The 23,646-nt window shown below is 42.5% G+C and carries 20 protein-coding genes; 8 read left to right on the forward strand and 12 right to left on the reverse strand.

Annotation, left to right across the window (positions count from 1 at the left end; translation table 11 throughout):
• Nucleotides 1-151: 151 nt before the first annotated feature.
• The gene (locus ACY3ZI_RS15970; protein ID WP_487375494.1) at nt 152-790 is read right to left on the reverse strand and encodes a TetR/AcrR family transcriptional regulator; all 639 of its coding nucleotides are present in this window, start codon (nt 788-790) and stop codon (nt 152-154) included.
• Between the two features lie 403 nt (nt 791-1,193).
• Between ACY3ZI_RS15970 and ACY3ZI_RS15975 the strand changes: the two genes are divergently transcribed.
• Together ACY3ZI_RS15975 and ACY3ZI_RS15980 are read left to right on the forward strand one after the other, a co-directional pair.
• Nucleotides 1,194-2,414, forward strand: coding sequence for a Tm-1-like ATP-binding domain-containing protein (locus ACY3ZI_RS15975; protein WP_187129588.1), 1,221 nt, complete (start codon nt 1,194-1,196; stop codon nt 2,412-2,414).
• A 10-nt stretch (nt 2,415-2,424) separates the two neighbouring features.
• On the forward strand, nt 2,425-3,252 hold the full coding sequence (locus tag ACY3ZI_RS15980; RefSeq protein WP_036955608.1) for a phosphoenolpyruvate hydrolase family protein: 828 nt from the start codon (nt 2,425-2,427) through the stop codon (nt 3,250-3,252).
• Between the two features lie 107 nt (nt 3,253-3,359).
• On the opposite strand, the gene ACY3ZI_RS15985 is transcribed toward ACY3ZI_RS15980, so the two are convergent.
• Together ACY3ZI_RS15985 and ACY3ZI_RS15990 are read right to left on the reverse strand one after the other, a co-directional pair.
• Nucleotides 3,360-4,121, reverse strand: a complete 762-nt coding sequence (locus ACY3ZI_RS15985; RefSeq protein WP_487375495.1) for a hypothetical protein — start codon at nt 4,119-4,121, stop codon at nt 3,360-3,362.
• 167 nt (nt 4,122-4,288) lie between these two features.
• Nucleotides 4,289-5,185 (reverse strand): diaminopimelate dehydrogenase, encoded by an 897-nt coding sequence (locus ACY3ZI_RS15990; protein WP_487375496.1) that lies wholly within the window; start codon nt 5,183-5,185, stop codon nt 4,289-4,291.
• 192 nt (nt 5,186-5,377) lie between these two features.
• Here ACY3ZI_RS15990 and ACY3ZI_RS15995 point away from each other — a divergent pair, with 192 nt between their 5' ends.
• Nucleotides 5,378-6,724: an MATE family efflux transporter gene (locus ACY3ZI_RS15995; protein ID WP_211887752.1), complete on the forward strand. Its 1,347-nt coding sequence runs from the start codon at nt 5,378-5,380 to the stop codon at nt 6,722-6,724.
• A gap of 196 nt (nt 6,725-6,920) precedes the next feature.
• Entirely contained in the window at nt 6,921-8,246 is a 1,326-nt protein-coding gene (locus ACY3ZI_RS16000) for an L-cysteine desulfidase family protein (protein WP_487375497.1), read from the forward strand.
• Nucleotides 8,247-8,438: 192 nt separating this feature from the next.
• Here the strand turns inward: ACY3ZI_RS16000 and yjiA are convergent, their stop codons facing one another.
• From yjiA to ACY3ZI_RS16020, 4 genes are all read right to left on the reverse strand, one after another.
• On the reverse strand, nt 8,439-9,404 hold the full coding sequence (yjiA, locus tag ACY3ZI_RS16005) for a GTPase (protein ID WP_487375498.1): 966 nt from the start codon (nt 9,402-9,404) through the stop codon (nt 8,439-8,441).
• A 39-nt stretch (nt 9,405-9,443) separates the two neighbouring features.
• Entirely contained in the window at nt 9,444-9,647 is a 204-nt protein-coding gene (locus ACY3ZI_RS16010) for a YbdD/YjiX family protein (protein WP_036955629.1), read from the reverse strand.
• A gap of 101 nt (nt 9,648-9,748) precedes the next feature.
• A complete protein-coding gene (locus tag ACY3ZI_RS16015; RefSeq protein WP_036955633.1) occupies nt 9,749-11,902 on the reverse strand; it encodes a carbon starvation CstA family protein in 2,154 nt (717 codons plus the stop codon).
• A 394-nt stretch (nt 11,903-12,296) separates the two neighbouring features.
• Nucleotides 12,297-12,800: a WG repeat-containing protein gene (locus ACY3ZI_RS16020; protein WP_249216025.1), complete on the reverse strand. Its 504-nt coding sequence runs from the start codon at nt 12,798-12,800 to the stop codon at nt 12,297-12,299.
• A 359-nt stretch (nt 12,801-13,159) separates the two neighbouring features.
• Here ACY3ZI_RS16020 and ACY3ZI_RS16025 point away from each other — a divergent pair, with 359 nt between their 5' ends.
• Nucleotides 13,160-14,767, forward strand: coding sequence for a GMC family oxidoreductase (locus tag ACY3ZI_RS16025; protein ID WP_487375499.1), 1,608 nt, complete (start codon nt 13,160-13,162; stop codon nt 14,765-14,767).
• A gap of 48 nt (nt 14,768-14,815) precedes the next feature.
• Here ACY3ZI_RS16025 and purT read toward each other — a convergent pair whose 3' ends face one another.
• Together purT and rarD are read right to left on the reverse strand one after the other, a co-directional pair.
• Nucleotides 14,816-15,994 (reverse strand): formate-dependent phosphoribosylglycinamide formyltransferase, encoded by a 1,179-nt coding sequence (gene purT, locus ACY3ZI_RS16030; protein WP_487375500.1) that lies wholly within the window; start codon nt 15,992-15,994, stop codon nt 14,816-14,818.
• Between the two features lie 161 nt (nt 15,995-16,155).
• A complete protein-coding gene (rarD, locus tag ACY3ZI_RS16035; protein ID WP_036955645.1) occupies nt 16,156-17,082 on the reverse strand; it encodes an EamA family transporter RarD in 927 nt (308 codons plus the stop codon).
• A 641-nt stretch (nt 17,083-17,723) separates the two neighbouring features.
• On the opposite strand from rarD, the gene ACY3ZI_RS16040 reads away from it, so the two are divergent.
• Nucleotides 17,724-18,353, forward strand: a complete 630-nt coding sequence (locus tag ACY3ZI_RS16040) for a response regulator transcription factor (protein ID WP_036955649.1) — start codon at nt 17,724-17,726, stop codon at nt 18,351-18,353.
• 741 nt (nt 18,354-19,094) lie between these two features.
• Here ACY3ZI_RS16040 and ACY3ZI_RS16045 read toward each other — a convergent pair.
• From ACY3ZI_RS16045 to ACY3ZI_RS16055, 3 genes are all read right to left on the reverse strand, one after another.
• The gene (locus ACY3ZI_RS16045; protein ID WP_036955652.1) at nt 19,095-19,727 is read right to left on the reverse strand and encodes a helix-turn-helix domain-containing protein; all 633 of its coding nucleotides are present in this window, start codon (nt 19,725-19,727) and stop codon (nt 19,095-19,097) included.
• 217 nt (nt 19,728-19,944) lie between these two features.
• Nucleotides 19,945-21,279, reverse strand: coding sequence for a 30S ribosomal protein S12 methylthiotransferase RimO (gene rimO / locus ACY3ZI_RS16050; protein ID WP_036955655.1), 1,335 nt, complete (start codon nt 21,277-21,279; stop codon nt 19,945-19,947).
• 165 nt (nt 21,280-21,444) lie between these two features.
• On the reverse strand, nt 21,445-22,374 hold the full coding sequence (locus ACY3ZI_RS16055) for a DUF7916 family protein (protein WP_487375501.1): 930 nt from the start codon (nt 22,372-22,374) through the stop codon (nt 21,445-21,447).
• Between the two features lie 266 nt (nt 22,375-22,640).
• Between ACY3ZI_RS16055 and ACY3ZI_RS16060 the strand changes: the two genes are divergently transcribed.
• Both ACY3ZI_RS16060 and ACY3ZI_RS16065 read left to right on the forward strand, forming a co-directional pair.
• The gene (locus ACY3ZI_RS16060) at nt 22,641-23,198 is read left to right on the forward strand and encodes an iron transporter (protein ID WP_036955660.1); all 558 of its coding nucleotides are present in this window, start codon (nt 22,641-22,643) and stop codon (nt 23,196-23,198) included.
• Nucleotides 23,199-23,299: 101 nt separating this feature from the next.
• Nucleotides 23,300-23,638 (forward strand): cupredoxin domain-containing protein, encoded by a 339-nt coding sequence (locus ACY3ZI_RS16065; protein ID WP_036955670.1) that lies wholly within the window; start codon nt 23,300-23,302, stop codon nt 23,636-23,638.
• Nucleotides 23,639-23,646 lie beyond the last annotated feature (8 nt).

Genomic DNA, 23,646 nt, shown 5'->3' on the forward strand with positions numbered 1-23,646 from the left:
TTAGTTATGGTACTAAGTTATATCATAATCATTCAGGGTCATAAGGCTTGGAATGCTGAAATTATCTTCGCGAGACTCTTTTTGCCATTTCGCGCTTAAAATCCCCCTATAGGCAGGAGGATATTAGGCGAAATAAGGGGGAATTGGGCAGCTACAGTTTTTCAATATTCTGCTTGTCTGCAATAGCTTGATTAATAATGGCTTTTGCCATCCATTGTGCGATTTCCGTCACCTGATCATTATCCAGTTTCCAGATATCTTTTAATACCAAGAAAATTTCCGAACCGTAGATCACGGAAAATGCTTTGATGACTTTATCAATCACTTCATTCGGGAACTCAGATTTCATCGGTGATGTCACCATCGCCAAAATATCTTTACGATTACCACGCTCTAATCGTTTCTCTTCAGGTTCTGGTGAAGGTGATGAACGCCCAAGCGCCCACTGTTGAAGTGATGTTTGTAACGCCGCACGCAAAACCCCTTCGTGAGCAAACATACGCGGGAATGCGTAGCGTAACAGTTCATCAATTCGCTCTTCTGTTTTTTCGCTTTGCGGCTTCCACGTCAAAATAGGACCGAGGCTAACATTCACCGTCGCGGCAATCAGGTCACTTTGCGTTGGAAAATAACGATACGCAGTCGCACGCGAAACGCCCGCCTCCATTGCTAACTCAGATACTGACGGCATTGCCCCTTTTTCAAATAGCTCAACTGCCGTTGACACGAGTAAGTTATAGGTACGTTTGCGCGTTCCTTTATAGTCTGGCATGAGATGGCTCAGTGGCATGTCTTTATCCTTAAAATCGCCTTTCTATGAGTGTAGACAATATCTTTCACAGTACATATTCGCCGATAAGCATTCTTAATCATCTGACGAGTATGTCGTGTGCTCGCTTTCGAAATTACGCTATAAATACAGCACGGTAAATCATTATATTTAAATATTCAGGGACAAAAACCATTACTCTGATTTAACTATTTTATGATAACCACTCTATTTATAATGTTTTATCAACAAGATACAAGTCATCGTCTAAAGAACCAAGCAGATAACGCCAATAATGAGACTGCAGTCTCATTATTGACTTATCGTAAATGATACTATAGTCTCATTGAGATGAAAAATTCAACACACCCTACACATATTAAGTAACCAAACAACGTTACATAAAAAAACAAAGGATTTTTCTATGCCAAAGCATCAGGGTTTTATTTATGTTGCAAGTACCCTAGACACCAAAAGCGCTGAACTTTTTTATGTCAGTGACTTAATTAAAAATGCAGGGCTTGCTGTACGTACCGTTGACTTGAGTACTCAGCCATCATTATTAGAAAAAAATGCGGATGTCACCGCCGAAATGGTTGCCAGTTTCCACCCTCAAGGCGCTGGTGCCATTTTCTGCGGGGATCGCGGAAAAGCGATAGAAGCGATGGCACAAGCCTTCAGCCTCTATCTTGCTGCACAAACTGATGTCGCCGCAATACTTGGGCTAGGCGGCTCAGGGGGGACGGCACTGATTACACCAGCAATGCAAATTTTACCTGTCGGTGTGCCAAAACTCATGGTCTCCACCATGGCCTCAGGAGATATTTCCGGGTATATCGGCGCAAGTGATATCTCCATGATGTACTCCGTCACGGATGTTTCTGGACTCAATGTTATTTCACGTAAAGTCCTAAAAAATGCGGCTAACCAAATTGCCGGCGCAGTCTGGTTTGATAACGGTGAAGCCGATACCGCTGAAAATAAACCCGCAATTGCCTTAACCATGTTTGGTGTCACCACCCCTTGCGTCCAGCAATTAACGGCAAAATTAGAACATGACCATGACTGCCTAGTATTCCATGCAACGGGAAGTGGCGGCAAAGCCATGGAAAAATTGATTGATAGCCGCTTATTAGATTCCGTTTTGGATATCACCACCACGGAAGTGTGCGACTACCTGTTTGGTGGCGTATTGGCTTGCGATGAAGACCGCTTTGGCGCCATCGCGCGAACCCAAACACCTTGCGTATTATCTTGCGGTGCGTTGGATATGGTGAACTTTGGTCGCCCTTCCACCGTGCCAGAACAGTATAAAGATAGACAGTTTTATCACCATAATGCCCAAGTCACACTGATGAGAACCACCGTAGAAGAGAACCGTCAGATGGGACATTGGATTGCAGAAAAGCTGAATGCTTGTGAAGGCGAAATTCGCTTTATTATTCCAACAGCCGGTTTTTCCGCATTAGATATCGACGGAGCGCCATTTTGGGATCCGCAGGCAGATCAAGCCTTTATCGACGCATTAACACAGCACTTAGTCACGACAGAAAAACGACAATTAATATTAAGCCCGCATCACATTAATTCACCTGAATTCTGTGAGCAGGTAATTGAATTACACCAGAAAATAGTAAACAAGTAGAGGTTCATCAATGAAACATAACCGCGAAGACTTACTGAAAAATTTCAGAGAGATGATTGCTCGTGGAGAACCCATCATTGGCGGTGGCGCAGGTACTGGTCTGTCCGCTAAATGTGAAGAAGCCGGTGGCATCGACTTAATCGTTATTTATAATTCAGGTCGTTACCGTATGGCAGGACGCGGCTCTCTCGCCGGCCTGCTGGCTTATGGTAATGCCAACGAAATCGTGATGGATATGGCGAAAGAAGTTCTCCCAGTCGTGAAGCACACCCCTGTGCTTGCTGGGGTTAACGGTACCGACCCATTCTGTCAGTTCGATAAATTCCTTGATGATATCAAGGCGACTGGCTTTGCTGGGGTACAAAACTTCCCAACCGTCGGGCTGATTGACGGTAACTTCCGTGCCAATTTAGAAGAAACAGGCATGGGTTACGGTTTAGAAGTCGATATGATCCGCATGGCGCATGAAAAAGGGTTATTAACCACGCCATACGTGTTTAGCCGTGAAGATGCCATTGCAATGGCGCAGGCAGGTGCGGACATTATTGTGCCACACATGGGACTGACCACCGGGGGTAACATCGGCGCAGAAACTGCCGTTACACTGGCGGACTGCGTTGAACTTATCAATGATTGGGCGAAAGCAGCCAAATCTGTGCGTGATGATGTGATTATTCTGTGCCACGGCGGCCCTATCGCCACGCCGGAAGATGCAGAATATATTTTAGCGCACTGCCCTGATTGCCATGGCTTCTACGGTGCAAGTTCTATGGAACGCTTACCGACAGAAGTGGCATTGAAAGAGACCACACAGCAATTTAAATCAATAACTCGCTAATTTTCATTCTGTATTTTTTGTTTTACTTTATTTTTGCCAACACCAGGACGCCTACTTCGGTAGGCGTTTTTCTTTCTATCTACTATTCAACTTATTCGCTATCCAGCCTATTGACCATCCACATCGGCCATTTGAGTTTTTCTCTTTTTGCGTAAACTCAATAACCCAAATAATGCAGGCAAGACAACAGGCAACGAAAAATAGAGTACACCAAACGCAAACGCCACATGCGGCTTTTCAGGGAACTCGCCGCCCGTACCAATAGAATCTAAATAATGAATGGACTCCAGATACGCTGGCGTTAACCCGCCATACGGCACCATCCACGATAACAACAACGCAGTAAAGATACTGAACATAAAGTTCATTGCCATTAAAGCGGAATACCCCATATTCTCTTGGCGTTCTTGGTCAGTTCGGCTGGTTAACCCAAACAGCATCCGGTTGACCACCGTTGCACTGTAGAGATATAAAATGATGGGAGAATCTCCCAGCACTGACATATTAATGGCCAAAGCAAAAAGACCATAAACCAAGGCAAATCCTAATATCACAAAAAAATTCTTAAATACCGACATAAAAACGCCGGAGTGCACCAGAATAAACTCGAATATAAGGATCAACGTGAGGTTATAAATAATCTCGATACTGTAATTTTCAGGGAAAAACCAAACCGAAATAATAAAACCCACATAGAATATTGAAAATCCATAATTTATCATTTTTGAAAAAGCACGAATGACACTAAATGAATTTTGGGTCTCTTTGACGCTTTTTACCCCTTTATTTTTAGGGAAAAAGCTTGCCGCTGAGGATTGGCGCCCTTTATTTTTATTCGTAACCGGTTTCTTTTCCTTTGGTGTTTCCATTCCATTTCTCCGCTGAGACTCTTATATGCTTATGTCGTACCAATCCTAAATAATGGCGTTATTCTGAAGGGGAATAAAATAAAAAGCGAGGAGAGAAAATGGTACGCGGTAGCAATGCTATTTATTATGCTGCGCACCATTAATCAGTGATTAAAGCGATTTAAAAATTAAACCAGCTTAGCGATTAAGCTATCTAAATCACCTTGCAGGAAATTCACTGGTGGGATTTCAATGACGGTATAAGCTCCCGCTGGCTGTTTCATGGTTGCACGTGCGGCAGATACCATAAACTGCGATGTTAATGCCGGGTTATTGATGCGCATTGAATATTCGAATAACTGATTGTGCGTCGCACCAGAAACCCCTTTATGGGTCATTTGGACTCCGTGCCCTACATCTTTTAATGCATCAATGCTATCCACTTGGCGAATATGGGTTTCATCGGAAGAGAAATAACTATCTTGCTTGATGCCGCGTACCACATCATCGAAGTTAGCACCCACTTCCAGCTCAACATACACCATACGGCGATGAACGCCAGTGCCTAGAGGGATGGTGACTGAAAGCGCATCTTTCACGCCATCAACCGCTTTCGCTGCCACACTGTGTCCCATGCTCATACCGGGCCCAAAGTTCGTGTAAGTCACCCCTTTTGGTGCCATTGCCAGCATCAAGGTACGCATGATGGAGTCAGAACCTGGATCCCAGCCTGCCGATACGATTGACACACTGTTATGTTTCTTCGCGACGCTATCAAGCTGGTGTTTTAATGCCACGATATCCGAATGTACATCGAAGCTATCTACGGTATTAATCCCTAGGCTTAAGATTTTCTCTGCTAAAGTTCCGATAGCGCGTGTAGGGGAACAAAGTAACGCAACATCCACACCATCTAATTTTTCGATGTCATCAACCACTTTATATCCGGCTAATTCCGCTGGAATATCTTGGGTATTACGGCGTACAATTCCGACTAATTCGAAATCATCAGCGGCTTGAACAGCTTCTAGTGCATAACGACCAATATTGCCGTAACCCACTATTGCTGTTTTAATTTTTGTCATTGTGACTCCTCGGTCATTCTGATGTCATATTTCAAATACAAGATACATATCAATAACAAATTTATATAGATTAAACAAAGCTTAATTATCTAAAAAGTTCCGACTTTTATTACTAGGTTACTTTATCAATTAGAGGTAGAATCCGAGCAAATTTCGCTCTTTCCTCCATTTAAACGAATACAAAGGTTCTTAATGCATCAGCCCGATGTCACTGAGAGGTCACTCTATTCCCTCAGTTGGCCAATCTTTATTGATATTTTCCTTCATTTGGCCACCTTATTAATTAATACCTACATGGTGAGCCATGTATCGACTGCCTACCTCGCCGCAATGGGGGTCGGGAATCAGGTCTTTGACCTATTTATTACTATCTTTAACTTTATTAGCGTGGGATGTAGCGTCGTTATCGCTCAATATTTGGGTGCAGGTCGCCGTGATAAAGCCAGCCAAGCGATTCATATTTCCATCGCCTTTAACTTTATATTAGGTTTCTCCAGCGCCTTAATTGCGCTCTTTTTTGGCTACAAAATTCTGACCATTATGAATACTCCATCCCATTTAATGGATGATGGGTACGCGTATTTACACATTTTGGGTATCTGTTTAATTCCTGAAGCGATCTCCATCATTCTCGCGGCTTGTTTACGCGTTTATGGTAAAGCTCAGCCAGCGATGTGGGTCACGCTGATTGCCAACATTATTACCGTAATTGGTAACATGATTGTACTGTATGGCTTCTTTGGCTTACCGCAATATGGTCTGGAAGGCGTTGCATGGTCAACAGTGGTTGGGCGTGTTGTGGCGGTCATTTTACTGTTCTGCCTGCTGTTCTATGGTTTAAGGATCAGGTTTACCCCGATGATGCTGATCCGCTGGTCCAGCAAAATGCTCAGTAAAATCCTGCATATTGGTTTACCAGCCGCTGGTGAAAACTTGGTGTGGATCCTGCACTTTATGACCGCATCCGCCTTTATCGGCTTAATGGGTGAAACTGCCCTTGCGGCGCAAACTCTCTACTTCCAGCTTTCCCTATTTATTATGCTGTTTGGAATTTCCATCAGTATTGGTAATGAGATTATGGTTGGGCATTTGGTGGGCGCTAAGCGCTTTGAAGATGCCTATCGTCGTGCGTTTAAGAGTTTGAAATGGGGCTTTTACGTCACTATCGGCGTGGTGTTTGTGTTCTGGTTATTCCGCGCGCCCATCCTCGATAGCTTAACGGACGATCAAGGCATCATTCAGCTATTACTGCCAATTTTCTTATTATCCGTGTTCTTAGAGCCGGGGCGTACTATCAACATCGTCATGGTAAACGCCCTTCGTGCCTCTGGTGATGCGAAGTTCCCATTATTGACCGCCGTGCTCTTTATGTGGGGGATCGCTATCCCACTAGGCTACTTCCTTGGCATCAAAATGGAAATGGGGTTAATCGGTATCTGGATTGGATTCTTTGTCGATGAGTGGGTTCGTGGACTCACCAATGCGTGGCGCTGGCGCTCACGTAAATGGCAAAGCAAACGCCTCGATTTAGAAAGCTAAGCTCACGGTATCCTACCTATGAAAATAGGTAGGATTTTTGTGATCGGCATCATATTTAAAAATATTTACCCCAAACAAATCATATTAGAGATAAATTTTCTCTCTTACCCCCATTTATCCATAAACATTGTGAAGTTTTTCTCCGTCCTCTTCATTAAAATAATTCCATCACCACATGACTTTTAGGGATATCACCATGGCAACGCAAACTGAAGAACTTCTCTGGCAATATTTTATCAATGCCGTTAAACAAGACGTGAAACCTGCACTGGGCTGTACTGAACCCATTTCTCTTGCTTACGCAGCGGCGAAAGCAGCGTCTTATCTGTCATCGCCAGTGATCCGCGTTGCCGCATTTGTTTCCCCAAATCTCATGAAAAATGGTATGGGTGTTACCGTTCCGGGAACAGGAATGGTGGGATTACCGATTGCTGCGGCGCTAGGTGCTGTGGGTGGTGATGCTGATGCTGGGTTAGAAGTATTAAAATCCGCGTCGCCTGAAGCGATTGCTCGCAGTAAAGCGATGCTCGCAGACGGTTCCATCACCGTTGATATTAAATCCCCTTGTGATGATGTTATCTATTCAGAAGCAACAGCCTACAGCGAAAATGATTCTGCCACGGTGATCATCGCTGGCTCTCACACTCATATTGTCAAAATTATCCACGGTGATCAGGTTCTATTCGATATTACTGAGAATAAAACAGAAACTCGGGATCCCGTTGATTGTGGTACCGATGTCAGCTTACCGAAAGTCACCGCTAAGGCGGTGTATAAGTTCGCAACTCAAGCACCATTAGACGATATTCGTTTCATTCTTGAAGCCGCACACTTAAATGATGCGTTATCTCAAGAAGGTTTGCGTAATAGCTATGGTCTGCATATTGGTAAAACGTTGCAGGCTCAACGTGACCGCGGTTTATTGTCCAAAGATTTATTATCCGAAATTATGATCCGCACAACGGCAGCCTCCGATGCACGTATGGGCGGTGCGGTATTGCCCGCCATGAGTAATTCCGGTTCCGGTAACCAAGGTATTGCAGCCACCATGCCAGTTGTTGTCACCGCAGATTACCTGCAATCTACCGAAGAACAGTTAGCTCGAGCACTGATGCTCTCCCATTTAATGGCCATTTATATTCATAACCAACTGCCTGCACTTTCTGCATTATGTGCGGCAACCACCGCTGCAATGGGTGCTGCCGCTGGGATTGCATGGTTATTAGAAGCTCGCTATGACGTGGTCGCAATGGCAATCTCAAGCATGATCGGCGACGTCAGTGGCATGATCTGTGATGGCGCATCAAACAGCTGTGCAATGAAAGTCTCCACCAGTGCAAGTGCAGCATACAAAGCTGTATTGATGGCGCTAGATAATAGCTGCGTAAGAGGCTCGGACGGAATTGTGTCGGATGATGTGGATCAGTCGATTGCGAATTTGTGTTCGTTGGCAGCAGGGTCGATGCGGCATACAGACATCCAAATCATAGAAATAATGTCCTCCAAAACTCTTCGTTCTTAACGCTGCTGGTGCGTTGACTTCTCTTAGCTACCCTAGTCACATACTATTGTATGCTCCTAGGGATAGCTGGCGTTTGTCGCCTTCCTTCAGCGCTAATAACTTTGAGTTTAATTTTGATTTCTGAATTTTATTCTGGCTTCTGATGACTTTGAATTTAATTTTACTTTCTGATTTTATTCTGAGTGCTGATTTTTAATTTCTGGTTTCTAGTGCGGCGAATTTTTCGCGAATTTCGGTTTCTGGAAGATCGATGCCGATGAAAACGAGGACGCTGCTGCGTGTTTCATTTTCGCCCCAATCTCTGTCCCAATCTGCGCTATACAGGCGCTGGACACCTTGGAATAATAGGCGCTTTGGTTCGTCGACGATGGACAAAATTCCCTTATAGCGTAATAAATTATCTGCAAAACCAAGTAATAAATCTTCCATCACTTGGGAGACGGCCATCAGCTCTACAGGGTAATCAAACTCCAGCACAATCGACCCCACCTCATTTTGCTGCTTAGGAGCAAAACGGAACGTCGGTTGCTTAACATTGAGTTTTGAATCCAGCAAAAAACCTTCAATATCTAACAATAAATCTAAATTAATATCCCCATGAACCACTGGATAAATCGGTGCTCGGGCATTAATACGCTGCAAACGCTCAATCAGCGCATCAGTGTTTGGCTCAATATCGGTTTTGGTGAGAAGAATTCTATCAGCATAGCCAATCTGCGCTTGCGCAATAGCGAAATCATTAAGTTGCTTATCGGCGTGAACCGCATCCACCAAAGTAATAATGCCATCCAATAAATAACGCTCGCACAGCACTTCATGGGAGAAAAATGTTTGCGTAATCGGACCTGGATCTGCCATTCCCGTGCACTCAATCACTAAACGCTCAAAATCGAGTTTGCCGCTGTCTAAACCGTCCAATAAATCCAACAACGCATTTTCTAACTCATTAGAGCGACTGCAACAAATACAGCCATTACTTAAGGTGGTGATTTGCGTGGCACGGTCACCAATCAACGCATTATCGATAGGAACTTCGCCGAACTCATTTTCGATCACGGCAATTTTATGACCATGATCCGCGTTGAGAATGTGGCTCAATAGCGTGGTTTTTCCTGCACCCAAAAAGCCCGTTAAAATCGTTACATTGATTGGTTTCATTATTGCCCTCATTATGCCGTTCATTTATAAGAAAATTCGTTAACAGCAGCGAAATCCACCTTTACCACTACCGCCGTAGCGAGCATCTTGTCGTTCACGAAAAAACTCTTTATAGGTCATCACAGGTTTATCGGGGTGATTATCTTTCATATGCTGCACATAGGTATCGTAATCAGGGATCCCCACCAGCATACGCGCCGCCTGCCCTAAATATTTACCGGTTTTACCCAAGTTTCCAAACATAACCATCTCCAAAGGCAAAATGCCCGACATTGTTTTTTCGTACAATGTCGGGCTTCCCTTACTGTTTCGAGTGAAACTTAACTCGACGCATTATTCTGCTCTTAGTGTGAAGATGACACTTTCACACCCTCTTTAGGAACAGGAACATAAGGGGTTTCTTTATCTGTACGATTTGGGTTTTTATGGGCTTTCATTCCCACACGGATACCGTAGAAGATAATACCGTAAACCACCACTAAGAACAGAATACTCAGACCCGCGTTAGTGTAGTTATTAATAATAATGTGATTCATATTAGTAATTTCTTGTGCCGTTAACTCAGCACCACCCGCGGCGATTTTCTCTTTGTAAGATTTCGCTAAGTATAAGAAACCTTCCAATTGAGGATTATCACTGAATAATTTCAGTCCCAGTGCCCATGTAGTACAGATTAATAACCATACCGCTGGCAACACAGTCACTAAGATGTATTTACTGCGTTTCATCTTAATTAATACAACCGTACTCAGGACTAACGCTACCGCTGCCAGCATCTGGTTGGAGATACCGAACAGTGGCCACAAGCTCTTAACGCCGCCCAGTGGGTCAACAACGCCTTGATACAGTAAGTAACCCCACAAACCTACACATCCTGCTGTACCAATGATCCCTGCAAACAGAGAATCGGTTTTCTTCAGGAATGGCACGAAGTTACCCAGTAAATCTTGCAGCATAAAGCGACCAGAACGGGTACCCGCATCCAGAGCCGTTAAGATAAACAGTGCTTCAAACAGAATACCGAAGTGATACCAGAAGCCCATGTTGGCAGCTGGCATAATTTCGTGGAATACAAACGCAATACCGACAGCTAAGGTTGGCGCCCCACCTGCACGGTTTAGAATCGAAGGCTCACCAATGTCTTTTGCTGTTTGCATGATTTGTTCTGGGGAAATGACAAAGCCCCATGAACTGACCGTTGCTGCCGCATGAACAGACACATCTTTCAGTTGCGCCATAATTGCAGCGCCATCTGGACCACCCAGCTCATGCAGGTTAGGCATAGTGATACCTAATGCTGATGGTGGGGTGTTCATTGCAAAATACAGACCTGGCTCGATGATAGAAGCTGCGACTAACGCCATGATAGCGACGAAAGATTCCATTAACATCGCACCGTAGCCGATGTAACGAGCGTCTTTTTCGTTCGCTAACAGTTTTGGCGTCGTACCGGAAGAGATCAAGGCATGGAAACCGGATACCGCACCACACGCAATGGTGATGAACAAGAATGGGAACAGTGTACCTTTCCAAACTGGACCAGAACCATCAACAAACTGTGTCACCGCTGGCATTTTCAGCTCAGGGTTCAGGATAACAATACCTACAGCCAAACCAACGATAACCCCAATTTTCAGGAATGTCGCTAAGTAGTCGCGAGGCGCCAAAATCAACCATACTGGCAGTAACGCGGAAACAAACGCATAACCGACTAATGCATAAGTAATCGTCGTATCTTTAAAGGTCAGTGCTGGACCCCAGTAAGGGTCATGAGCAATCACACCACCAAACCAAATAGAAGCGACTAACAGTGCAATACCGATAACGGCAATTTCACCCACACGCCCTGGTCGGATATAGCGCATATATATCCCCATAAAGAGCGCAATCGGCACAGTGGAGCAAACTGTGAACACACCCCATGGGCTTTCTGCCAGTGCCTTAACCACGATCAGCGCCAATACTGCGAGGATGATGATCATAATTAAGAAGCAGCCAAACAGTGCTAGCGTACCTGGGATTGGACCCAATTCTTCTTTAACTATCTCACCAAGAGATGCACCGTTACGACGTGAGGAGATAAACAGCACCATAAAGTCCTGTACCGCCCCCGCAAGAACAACCCCAGCCAATAGCCACAATGTTCCCGGTAAGTAACCCACCTGAGCCGCTAATACTGGCCCAACTAATGGACCCGCCCCTGCGATAGCCGCAAAGTGGTGACCAAACAGAACGTTTTTATTGGTTGGAACATAGTTTAAGCCGTCATTATTAATGACCGCCGGTGTAGCACGCGTTTCGTCCAACTTCATCACTTTTTTAGCGATATATAAGCTGTAGTAACGATAAGCAATCAAGTACACCGCCACAGATGCGACGACGATCCACAATGCACTAATGTGCTCGCCGCGTCTTAGCGCGACAACCCCTAAACAGATTGCACCGATGATCCCGAGGATCATCCATGGAATGTGTTTTAAAATACCATTTTTGTTCATAGAACACCCTTCTGAGGTAGAACGAACATGCCATTAATACGTAATTACCGTTTATTAAACTGCGAAAACGTTGTTTTTAATCGTTTTCGATGAATAACAAATGATTTTTTAATAGGCAGTGGTTGAATGATTTTGAATGTAAAAAATTGAGTTCTGCCATAGTGGGTATGGTAAAAAATTACTATCAGGAAAAGCGAAAAGTTACCTTGAGTGGTGGCATACAGAATTAAGCGGTTAGTTTTTTGCGGTGAATGGTTTTCAAGAGTCGCTAAACCCTCAAAAAATGTGATCTGAGTAACAAATATTTTTCATTTCAACAAGTTAAGTAACTTTTAAAATCATATTTAGATTGTGATTTTTGTTAAATTCCTGAGGTTAATACATGAATAAAACGCTAATTTTCCCTACTCAGTGGATTAACAATTTCTTGCCATTCGCCCCCAACCCACCAGCTATGTTCTCCGTCGGTTTGTCGCTCACACTTCTTGCCTACCTTGGCTTTACTGTTTTCAAATGGATATGCACAATCATAAATCGGCTCAATCACAATTTCTCCGGTTTGGGCGTTGGCATAACCTATTTTTTCCCCCTGACGAATTCGGTATAGCCCGTCACTCGCAGGGTCGAGACCATTATCAAAATAGTAAAATTGATACACTTCATTACCCTGCTTATCTAAGAGCCTGATACCACCTTTTTTGTATACGCTTCCTTTAAGGCAATACAAGAAAGGTGAAGAAGGTTCAAAGCAGCGGATTTTTTCGCTTTCATCTTCCGCCATTAACTGAAACTGTTCTTCAAGCGGCATGGCTGACGCCATCGCCGTCATAAACACAGAAATAGACAATCCCATCAGCAGGCTTTTTATTGGTATGGTTTTCATTAATATTGCTTTCATTCGTAAAGGCACCTCTTATTTTATTAGGCGTTCAGCATCCCTTAAAGCATTCCCAATGAGTATCAGATAATCACGCAATTTTTTTCTATGCATCTTTTTCGTTCGCACTATTTTTCACTAAGAATAAACCAATTAATAAAGCATTAACTTATTAATGAAATTAAAAATAAGACTAAAAAGTTATGAGATTAATATTTTCCTTTTAAATAACAATAATTAGAGAAAATTAAAAAATAGTTACATAGGAAATTATTTTTGAAGTGAATCACACTAACAGAACATTATTTATACATTAATAACCTAAAGGCGTTATTGTTAAATAAATGATGATTGAATGTTAATTTCAACAGGGAAATAAAATGAGCACACAAAAATATGACTATATTATTGTCGGTGCAGGCTCCGCAGGTTGTGTTCTCGCCGCACGTCTGATCCAAGAAACCCAAGCTCGCGTGCTGCTTATTGAAGCGGGCGGTAGCGATAACCATATGTTTATCCGTATGCCTGCTGGCGTCGCTAAAATTATTGCCCAAAAAAGTTGGCCATATGAAACCGAACCTGAACCTCATGCCAACAACCGCAAAATGCAAATTGCTCAAGGTCGCGTGCTGGGGGGCAGTAGTTCAGTCAATGGCATGATCTACATTCGCGGGCAAAAACAGGATTATGATAACTGGGAACAAAAGTACGGATGCGAAGGCTGGGGTTATCAAGATGTCCTACCGTGGTTTAAAAAAGCCGAACGCAATGAAAGCTTGACCGGAGAATACCACGGCACTGACGGACCTCTTCCCGTCAGTGAAAACCGTTATCGCCACCCACTTTCTATGGCATTCATTCAAGCGGCTCAAGAACATGGTTTACCATACGTTAATGACCTTAATGGAGAGAGCCAGCAAGGAACCAGTTTCTATCAAACCACCACACATAATGGGGAAAGAGCCAGTACATCCAAAACCTATTTGAAATCAGTAGCAAATAGCGACCGTTTAACGCTCAAACTTAATACCCAAGTTAACCGCATTATTATTCGCGATGGACAAGCGGTTGGCGTGGCTTACCAAGGTAAAAATGGTCACGAAGTCGAGGCCTTGGCGCGTGAAGAAGTGTTGGTTTGCTCCGGCGCAATGGGATCAGCGAAGTTATTGATGCTCTCTGGTATCGGACCTGAAGAACACCTTTCCTCTTTAGGGATCAAAACCGTGGCGAATTTACCGGTGGGCAAAAATTTTCACGATCATTTGCATATGTCCATCAACGTCACCACCAAAGAGCCAATTAGCTTATTTGGTGCCGACCAAGGCTTTGCCGCTATCAAACATGGTTTTGAGTGGATGGCATTTCGCAGTGGGCTACTCGCTTCTAACGTTTTAGAAGGCGCCGCCTTTAAAGACAGTTGCAACCAAGGTCGCCCTGATGTGCAAATTCACTTTTTACCTATTTTAGATAGCTGGGATGATGTACCGGGGGAGCCGCTACCTGCCACTCACGGTTTTTCACTGAAAGTCGGTTACTTACAGCCTAAGTCTCGCGGGGAAATTTTACTGCGTAGCCAAAACCCGCAAGACCCGTTAAAAATTCACGCCAATTACTTGGCTGAACCAGAAGATATGGAAGGTTGTAAACGTGCGGTGAAATTCGGTTTAGAGGTATTAAGCCAGCCATCATTGCAAGCTGTCAGTAAAAATACATTGATGCCGCCAGCCCAAGTTCAGCATGATGAGGGGCAATTAGAAGAGTTTGTGCGTAATTTCTGTAAAACGGTTTATCACCCCGTTGGCACCTGCCGTATGGGTACAGATACCGCAAATTCCGTCACTGATTTACGTCTTCGCGTCCATGGGATCAATAAGCTACGTGTGGTGGATTGCTCCGTGATGCCAGAAATTCCAAGTGGCAATACCAATGCGCCGACCATCATGATTGCGGAGCGTGCAGCCGCGATGATTATTGAAGATAGACAATAATCCCCCTAAAAAGCCCCCCGCCAGAACCTAACAGGCGGGGGATAATCACTATCCTGTTACTTTTACTTGAGCCGCCGCTGTTTTTGCCATCTCTAGGGCTTGCTCAATCGAATCTCCGACTGCGAGCGTCACACCTAAACGACGAGTTCCCGCAATTTCCGGTTTACCAAATAAACGCAATTGAATATCAGAACCGAGAGCCTCGTGAATGCCCGAAAAAACCACATTCCGACTATGCAGCTCAGGTAAAATCACGGCCGATGCGCTGGCACCATACTGGCGAATAGTGCCAATCGGTAAGCCTAAGAAAGCACGAACATGTAATGCGAATTCAGACAGGTTTTGAGAAATCAACGTCACCATGCCGGTATCATGAGGGCGAGGAGAAACTTCGTTGAAAATGATCTCATCACCACAGACAAACAGCTCCACACCGAATAAGCCGTATCCCCCTAAAGCGGTGACAATTTTCTTCGCTACGTCCTGTGCTTTTTGCAAAGCAGCATCACTCATCGCTTGCGGCTGCCAAGATTCGCGATAATCACCTTTTTCTTGGCGATGACCCACTGGCGCACAGAAATGCACACCGTCTACCGCGCTAATGGTTAGTAATGTAATTTCAAAATCGAAATTCACCATTTTTTCAACAATCACGCGCCCTTGACCTGTACGCCCGCCTTCTTGGGAATAATTCCACGCACTATCAAGCTGCTCCGCTGAGCGAATGATGCTCTGCCCTTTCCCCGATGAGCTCATGACTGGTTTTACAATGCAGGGAAAGCCAATTTCATGGGCTGCGACTTCAAAATCCGCTTTCGTTTCCACGAAGCGGTATTCCGACGTCGGCAGTTGTAGCTCTTCGGCAGCTAAACGACGGATCCCTTCACGATTCATGGTTAGGTAAACCGCATTGGCAGATGGCACGACTTTTTGACCTTGCTTTTCGAGTTCCACCAACGTTTTGGTGGCAATCGCTTCAATCTCAGGAACGATAAAATCTGGTTTCTCACTTTCAACAAGTTGGCGTAGTGCCTCACCATCCAACATATTGATGGTGTAGCTGCGATGAGCAACATGCATCGCAGGTGCATTGTCATAGCGATCCACCGCAATCACTTCAATACCCAAACGCTGGCACTCAATCGCCACTTCTTTACCTAACTCCCCCGAACCGAGAAGCATAACTTTTGTCGCGCTAGAACAAAGTGCAGTACCTAATTGGCTCATGATAATGACCTTATATCCCCAGAGATAAATGCAGCTACATAAAAGATAATGTCTAAAAAGATGGCAGGATTATATACGCAATCGTTTGCTTTGACTATGATAGAAGCATAACCCGTTAACAGTATTATCTGTAAAACGGGCTAACCCATTAAAATTAAAAGTTAAATTTTGGGAGATTCATCCCGCCCAGTCACATACGGTTGATGGCGGGCACCTTTGCCATAGCGTTTATGGAGTAGCGCTAATACACAAAACAGTAAGCCAATCCAAATCAAGGTAAAACTGACACCTTTGACCCAATCGAAAATTTCATTAAACAGGAAAACTGCTAACAAGAATTGAATTGTTGGCTCGATATATTGCGCTAAACCAATCACCGTTAATGTGGTACGTTTAATGGCTGCCGTGAAAAAGAGTAATGGAATGATAGTCACAGGCGCCGCCAACATGTACAGCATTTTGGTTTGCCAATCACCATTTTCTACCGCGCTCATTCCATGTGCGGATAACCACCATGTAATACCTATCGCCAAGGGTAATAACCAAAGCGCCTCTAAAAACAGCGAGGTGATAACATCAAAACGAATAAACTTACGGATCAAACCATAAACTGCAAAAGCGCTCCCCATCACTAACGCTAAAACGGGCAATTCCCCATATTGTATGATTTGGTAGGCAACACCTGAAAAAATAAACACAACCGCCAGTTTTTCAGCAAAGACTAAACGCTCTCGCAAGAAAATCACACCTAGCAAGATTGAAAACAGCGGGTTAATAAAATAACCCAAGCTCGCAGCCAGTACTTGCCCATGAGTTAACGCATAGGTGAAGGTTGTCCACGATACCGCCATAATCGAGGAACTAAAAAAACATAACACAATTGAACGTTTATCCGCCCACACTTGCTTCCACAGGGATTTATTCTTGATAAGCAACCGAATGAAAAATAAGAACGGAAGAGACCAAATCAATCGTTGCGCCAGTAATTCCATGGCTTGTGCATCAGGAAGTAACCGATAAAACAGCGGGGTTATCCCCCAAAGAATATAAGAAAAGATAGCTAATGCTACCCCGGAACGCAGCAACATAATTTATCCGTATGAAAGTGTGGTTGATTTTTCTTCTCTATAATACGCCAATAACGGAAAGATAATAGGTTGAAGTGCAAACTATCACTAAGGTTATCGATCAATTTATTCACACTAAACACTTTTATTAATCATACGAAAACCTATAGTGCAATATCTTTTAAGGAAATCATTACGTGTATTCACTCACTTTTTTAGAGTACTTTGCAATTTTACTGAGATAATTTTAATGACTTAACCACAAAACTTAAAAACAGAAAAAAATTATCAAGGAGGATGATTAATTAAATTTCATAAAATTGCTAATAGTGCTTTTTATGACTACCATTTTGCGATATTATTACTTAGCTAAATAACATTATTTTCATGTTATCTAGAAAACATAATAATCGTAAGACAAGCTTAAAACTCTATCTTGTTACAAAACATTAAACAGATGTTACGTTTTGACACATACTTTAACCTTTGTTTCTTTTTTATATTAAAATTAGGCAAGTACTTTTTTTAATATCATTTACGTTCAGCAATAATCTATAAAAAAGAATAGTTGAAAATATATTACCATTTCCATCGGTGAATTATTCTCATTCTATTAAACTACGTTAATTTGAATGTCAAATCCGTTTAACAGGAGTTTGGTGATGAATAGCGCCATTCATGTAATCGTTGAAAACGATAATGTCTTTAAGAATAAACTGAAATCAAAGATGGAATCTTTTGATTTTATATTTAAATTCTATAATGACGAAGAGGTATTTATTAGTACTTATACTTACCCTAAAGAAGATAATGCAAAGGATTGTGTTTTATTATTCGTAGGCAATAACTCCAGTCATATTAATAAATTAAAAAACCTTACTCAATCTTTAGCCGTTGTTCCTGTTATCGTCATCGCAGAAGAACCTTCTGCTGCACTATGCAGAGACTACTTCAAGGCTGGAGCCTTTGATTTCTACGCATTTCCATTTGATGACAGAGTGTTTCTAAGCGCTATTCAGGGAGCTAATGAACACTTCGATAAACAAAATGAAAATCATAAAAAATATATCTATTTAACCAATAAATTCGACCGTCTCTCAGCTAGAGAGCGTGAAATTATGGACATGATTTTAGACGGAAACACCAGCCGAGAAACGGCCGAAAAACTGTCATTATCACCAAGAACCGTAGAAGTGCACCGTTCAAATATTTATACAAAACTAGGAATAAAATCACTACCTCAATTAATCCAAGAGTATGAATATATTAATACTTATTCTGCAAACGCTTAATTCTCTTTATTCACCAGCCCCCCTCTGCCTAATGGTTTATCAAAAAACCATTAGGCATTTTCCGTTCGCAAAATTACCCAGAAAAATATAATTAAATTTAGATTTTTATTTAGATAACTATTTAATTTAATCATTTAACTTAACTATTCACTTAACTATTCGGTTAACTATTTTTCACTATCAAACTTAGCATAATGATTATGCTTTCTATTCCTCTTTATTAATCTATCATCCTAAAATAACTATTTTTTAAGCAATAGTGGAAAATCAAATAAATTGCACTATCATTTTTATACAGGAAAACTGTTACTCTAGTTATTAATGATAAAAATCGCATTTATAGCTAAATATAAAATTAATATATTTAGTTTAAAATAAAATATAAACCTATATATATCCCCGCAACCATTTACTCCAACTGTGAGTATGTGAGTTCACTGAAATAAAAATCTATAACATCAAATTAAAACCAATTCCTAAAAAAAAGCGTACTGAGATCAACATACTTAACAACAAGATAGGTTGATAATCTTAGCTCTTTTTCATTTCTTCTCTTTCGTTTCGCTGAAAGGCGTGACTGAGCCCGCAATCAATATGCATTGATATGTTGGGCTTAGTGATTACCGTAAGGCTGTGTGATTTGAATGCTTCGAACGTTTTCAGCATTGCTGCAGAAAATCAGTAGAAGCTTTTTTTATTGGCAGGGCTGTTTTTATTGACGGACTATTTTTATTAACTGGACTATAGCTTGTATTCGCGAATATCAATCTGATATTGCTTCAGCTTGCGCCACAGTGTAGTACGCCCCATATTTAATGCTTGATGCATCTCCTGAATTTTTCCACCGTATGCCAACGCGGCTTCGATGATTAGCGCTTTTTCCACTTCATGAATGTTCAAGTCGTGGAATAGATTATGTCCGTGTGTTTTCTCTGAAAGTTTTTGCCAGTAAAAGTGACACTTTAGCTTTTCACTAATTTCTCGCCCTAGGGTAAGAGTGAGAGCTAACAGTATATTACTGCTGGTTGACTCCCCACGTAACACCAACGTGGCTAACAAGCGCGTTTCATCATAAATAGGGGCGAAATAGTAAGTATGTCCTTGTGAGTTAATTGGCTGGTCATCTAGAGAAGTGACCTGTATTTGAGAGAATATCCAAGATGGCAACATGGCGCTGCTGTCTGATTTACGGTTAGACCATAAAGTTTGACCGTATTTATCCAACAACATTCCTTCAATGTCGAAATCATGGATAGGTGATAAACCATTTGTGATGGCTTCACTTGCCAGTTGTATCAATAACTCCGGATCAATGGAGCATGATGATTTTTCTGTAAGCTGTGCGAGTTTGGGAATTGTAAAATCAATAGTCATAATCAGCCTTATTCTTCGATAAGTATTCTCCCTGATTATGTCAAGTTATCAGTTAAGTTTTATATCCTAGATCAAGTTATGATTTGATAGATTTTGGCGGGATGATATAGATCAAGTATTTGAAATATAGAAAAAACCCAAAATAATGGGTTATATCGAAAAAAGCCTGCAAACATGATTCGCAGGCTAAATTTCGAGCTAGATGATAGCCTATTTTTTATTCGCTAACAACGGAGCCCCACAGGTCATATTCATCAGCATGCTCAATCAGCACTTTAACGATATCCCCTGCTTTCACATCAAACTCGCCATTGAGGTACACCATACCATCAATTTCTGGCGCATCGGCCATACTACGACCCACTGCACCTTCGTCATCGACTTCATCGATAATAACTAAAAGCTCGCGACCCACTTTCTCTTGTAAGCGCTGAGTGGAGATCTCTTGCTGAAGCTGCATAAAACGATGATAACGCTCTTCTTTTATCTCTTCAGGTACTTGGTCAGCCAGTTCATTCGCTTTTGCGCCTTCAACTGGGCTGTATTTAAAGCAACCAACTCTATCTAATCGCGCTTCTTGTAAGAAATCCAACAGCATTTGGAAATCTTCTTCTGTTTCACCAGGGAAACCAACAATAAACGTTGAACGTAATGTCAGCTCAGGGCAAATTTCACGCCAGCGCTTAATACGCTCTAATGTTCTTTCTACCGCTCCTGGGCGTTTCATCAGTTTTAAAATTTTCGGACTGGCGTGCTGTAATGGAATATCCAAGTAAGGTAACACTTTACCTTCTGCCATTAATGGGATCACATCATCAACATGTGGGTATGGGTAAACGTAATGCAGACGAACCCAAACCCCCATAGAAGCTAGCTGCTCACATAATCCAACCATGCTAGTTTTCACCGGCTGACCATCCCAGAACCCCGTACGGTGTTTAACATCCACACCATAAGCAGAAGTATCTTGAGAAATCACCAGTAACTCTTTAACGCCTGATTCAACTAAACGCTTCGCTTCATTCAACACATCGCCAATAGCGCGGCTATCTAAGTCACCACGCATAGAAGGGATGATGCAAAAAGTGCAACGGTGGTTACAACCTTCCGATATTTTTAAGTAAGCGTAATGTTTTGGCGTTAATTTTACGCCTTGCTCTGGGACTAAACTAAAGAACGGATCATGCTCTGGTTTTGGCACATAGTGGTGAACGTGATTTAACACTTGTTCATAACTATGTGGGCCCGTAATTTCTAATACCTTCGGGTGAACTTCACGGATTTGGTTCTCTTTTGCGCCCAGGCATCCTGTCACAATCACTTTACCATTTTCGTTCAACGCTTCGCCGATAGCTTCTAACGACTCTTGAACGGCACTATCAATAAAGCCACAAGTATTCACGATAACCAAATCGGCATCGTCATAGCTAGGAACGACTTGGTAACCATCAGTACGCAGCTCCGTTAAAATACGCTCTGAGTCAACGAGGTTTTTTGGGCAGCCAAGTGAAACAAAGCCAATCTTTGGCACTGAATTCGTATTTTGCGACATAGCTCACTTCTTTATTATGTTATAGATATTGTTTTAAAAAATGGGCTGGATTTTACCTGAAGTATAGCGGGAATTGTATATTTTTTTAGCGATGAAAATGATATTTCGAGCGAAATTCCCGCGCCATTTCTAGCACAGGGATTTCACTCAGAAAAACAGCAAAGATTATCGGTTAATTGAGCGGGCGATACGGGAATAGGTGTGTCTAACACCGCGGATCACAATACTGTAATTCAATATATTCTCCGGTAAGGCGATGCCGTTATAACCCGAGTCACCTATATGATGTAAATCTGTTCCTGCCATTTTGCACATTAACGCAATCTGGCGAATGGTTTGTAGGTCAGCCCCTTCTTGAGATGTGCCAATCGCGGTCATGGTCATAACTCGCTGAGAATGGCAATAACTCACCATTTTCTGCACAAATTCCGAAGATATTCCCGGAACCGTTCCCGGTGCAGGCAGTAAAATAATATCCGCACCGCTCTTAATAAAGGAATGAATATCCTCTTCGGTAATTAACTGCTCAGCAGACGCATTGAGAACTCCCGCTGCATGCATTTTTCCCGTAATCAGAACGATATCTTCCCCCACCACCGCTTTGAGTTCTTTGAGGCTTTGGTTGATTTCTTGGTTAGTGACGCCATTACCCGGATTCCCAGTCAGGACAATAATATCCGCGCCCATCTGCTTTAATTTCAGGGCATTTTTGACAGTAGCCAAGCGCCCTTCAGACATTTTCCACTGTTTATCTTGATGGGGATTATTAAACCCTGCGGGAACAGGTTCCAAATTCACGCCAATTGCACGTCCTGTTAAGTGCTTTAAGGTACGAATAATCTCATCGGGTGCAATGCCTTCTGGCAAACCTTGCATCACTGGGTTATTTACATCAAAAACATTCAATAGCAAAATATCTGCGCCTTGGCTTGCTGCGAGTTCCGCATTAGTGACGTTCATCAAGACGGGCTGAATAGTCCCTATAGTTTCACTCACCAGTAATCGCCCTTCGCTGGCTTTAATCGCTTCCAGTAAGTTTTTCTTGTTCATTTTTGCAATTTCAGAAGCGGAACAATCCAAATAACGTTTTTGCATCTCCAGCACCTCGACTTTATACCTAATAAATACCGATCAACGTTTCGACTATAGCATGTGAAACCGACTACAGTGTCTGAAGCAAATCACCTTTCTAATACTTATTTTTTATCATTAAAAAAGAAAGCATTAACACTTTGATTAATATTAAATTTAAATATATTCATAGTAAGGATTGGATATAAGCCTAAAACATTCTGCTTGTTTTTGATTAATAGTAATGATTATCATTATGCTTCTAACTTCATTCAGGTAAGGATGTCACAATGAAATTCGCTTATCAGGCAGCCGTTTCGGGCTTAGCCTTATTCTCTCTATCCGCCTTTGCTCAAGAGTATCCTCTCGGTCACCCAGTCATTAAAAACGGCATGGAAATCCAAGGTGTTTATTTACAGCCTATCACCATGGACACCGAAGAAGGTCACCACAAAATGGCTCACCTGCCAGCGGATAAAGCCGACGTTCACTTAGAAGCCGACATCCACGCAGTAGAAGATAACCCGAACGGCTTTGCAGAAGGCGATTGGATGCCTTACTTAACCGTCGAATATACCGTCACCAAACTGGGCGATAAGCCACAGACTCAATCAGGCACCTTTATGCCGATGGTGGCAAGCGATGGTCCTCACTATGGTGAAAATATTAAACTGGACGGCAATGGTAAATATCGCGTTACCTATAAAATTTACCCGCCTTCACACAACCAACAAGCCGCTTTCGGTCGCCACATTGATAAAGAAACAGGTGTTGCCCCTTGGTTTGAACCGTTTGAAGTCTCTTGGGACTTTGACTATGCCGGCATAGGTCGCAAAGGCAGTTACTAATTTTTCAATGATGCGCTGAGGGCTTTCGCGGGGGTAATATTCCGCGCGAGCCCTTTTTCGCTAGTAAGGAACTCTCAATTTTCAATAAGTTTGAGCCAACAATGAAAACACTACTCAGCTTTTTACTGGTTTTTATTTGCGCATTACTTCCGCAATCTGCCTTAAGCGCCGAAAAATATACCGTTGAATTAGAAATGAAAAATGGGGATTTAATCCCACGTGTTCTGGAAGTGCCAGCGAAAACCATTATTCGTATCAAAATTACCAATACTGGCACTGAACCCGCAGAGTTTGAAAGTCTGCAACTGCGCAAAGAAAAAGTATTAGCCCCCGGCGCCAGTTCCGTGGTGGTTATTGCACCTTTAAAACCAGGTAGTTACACATTTTTCGACGATTTCCATCTGTCACATCCAAAAGGCGAGATCATCGCTAAAGAGTAGGATTCAAC

The sequence above is a fragment of the Providencia sp. LY12 genome (assembly GCF_057621555.1).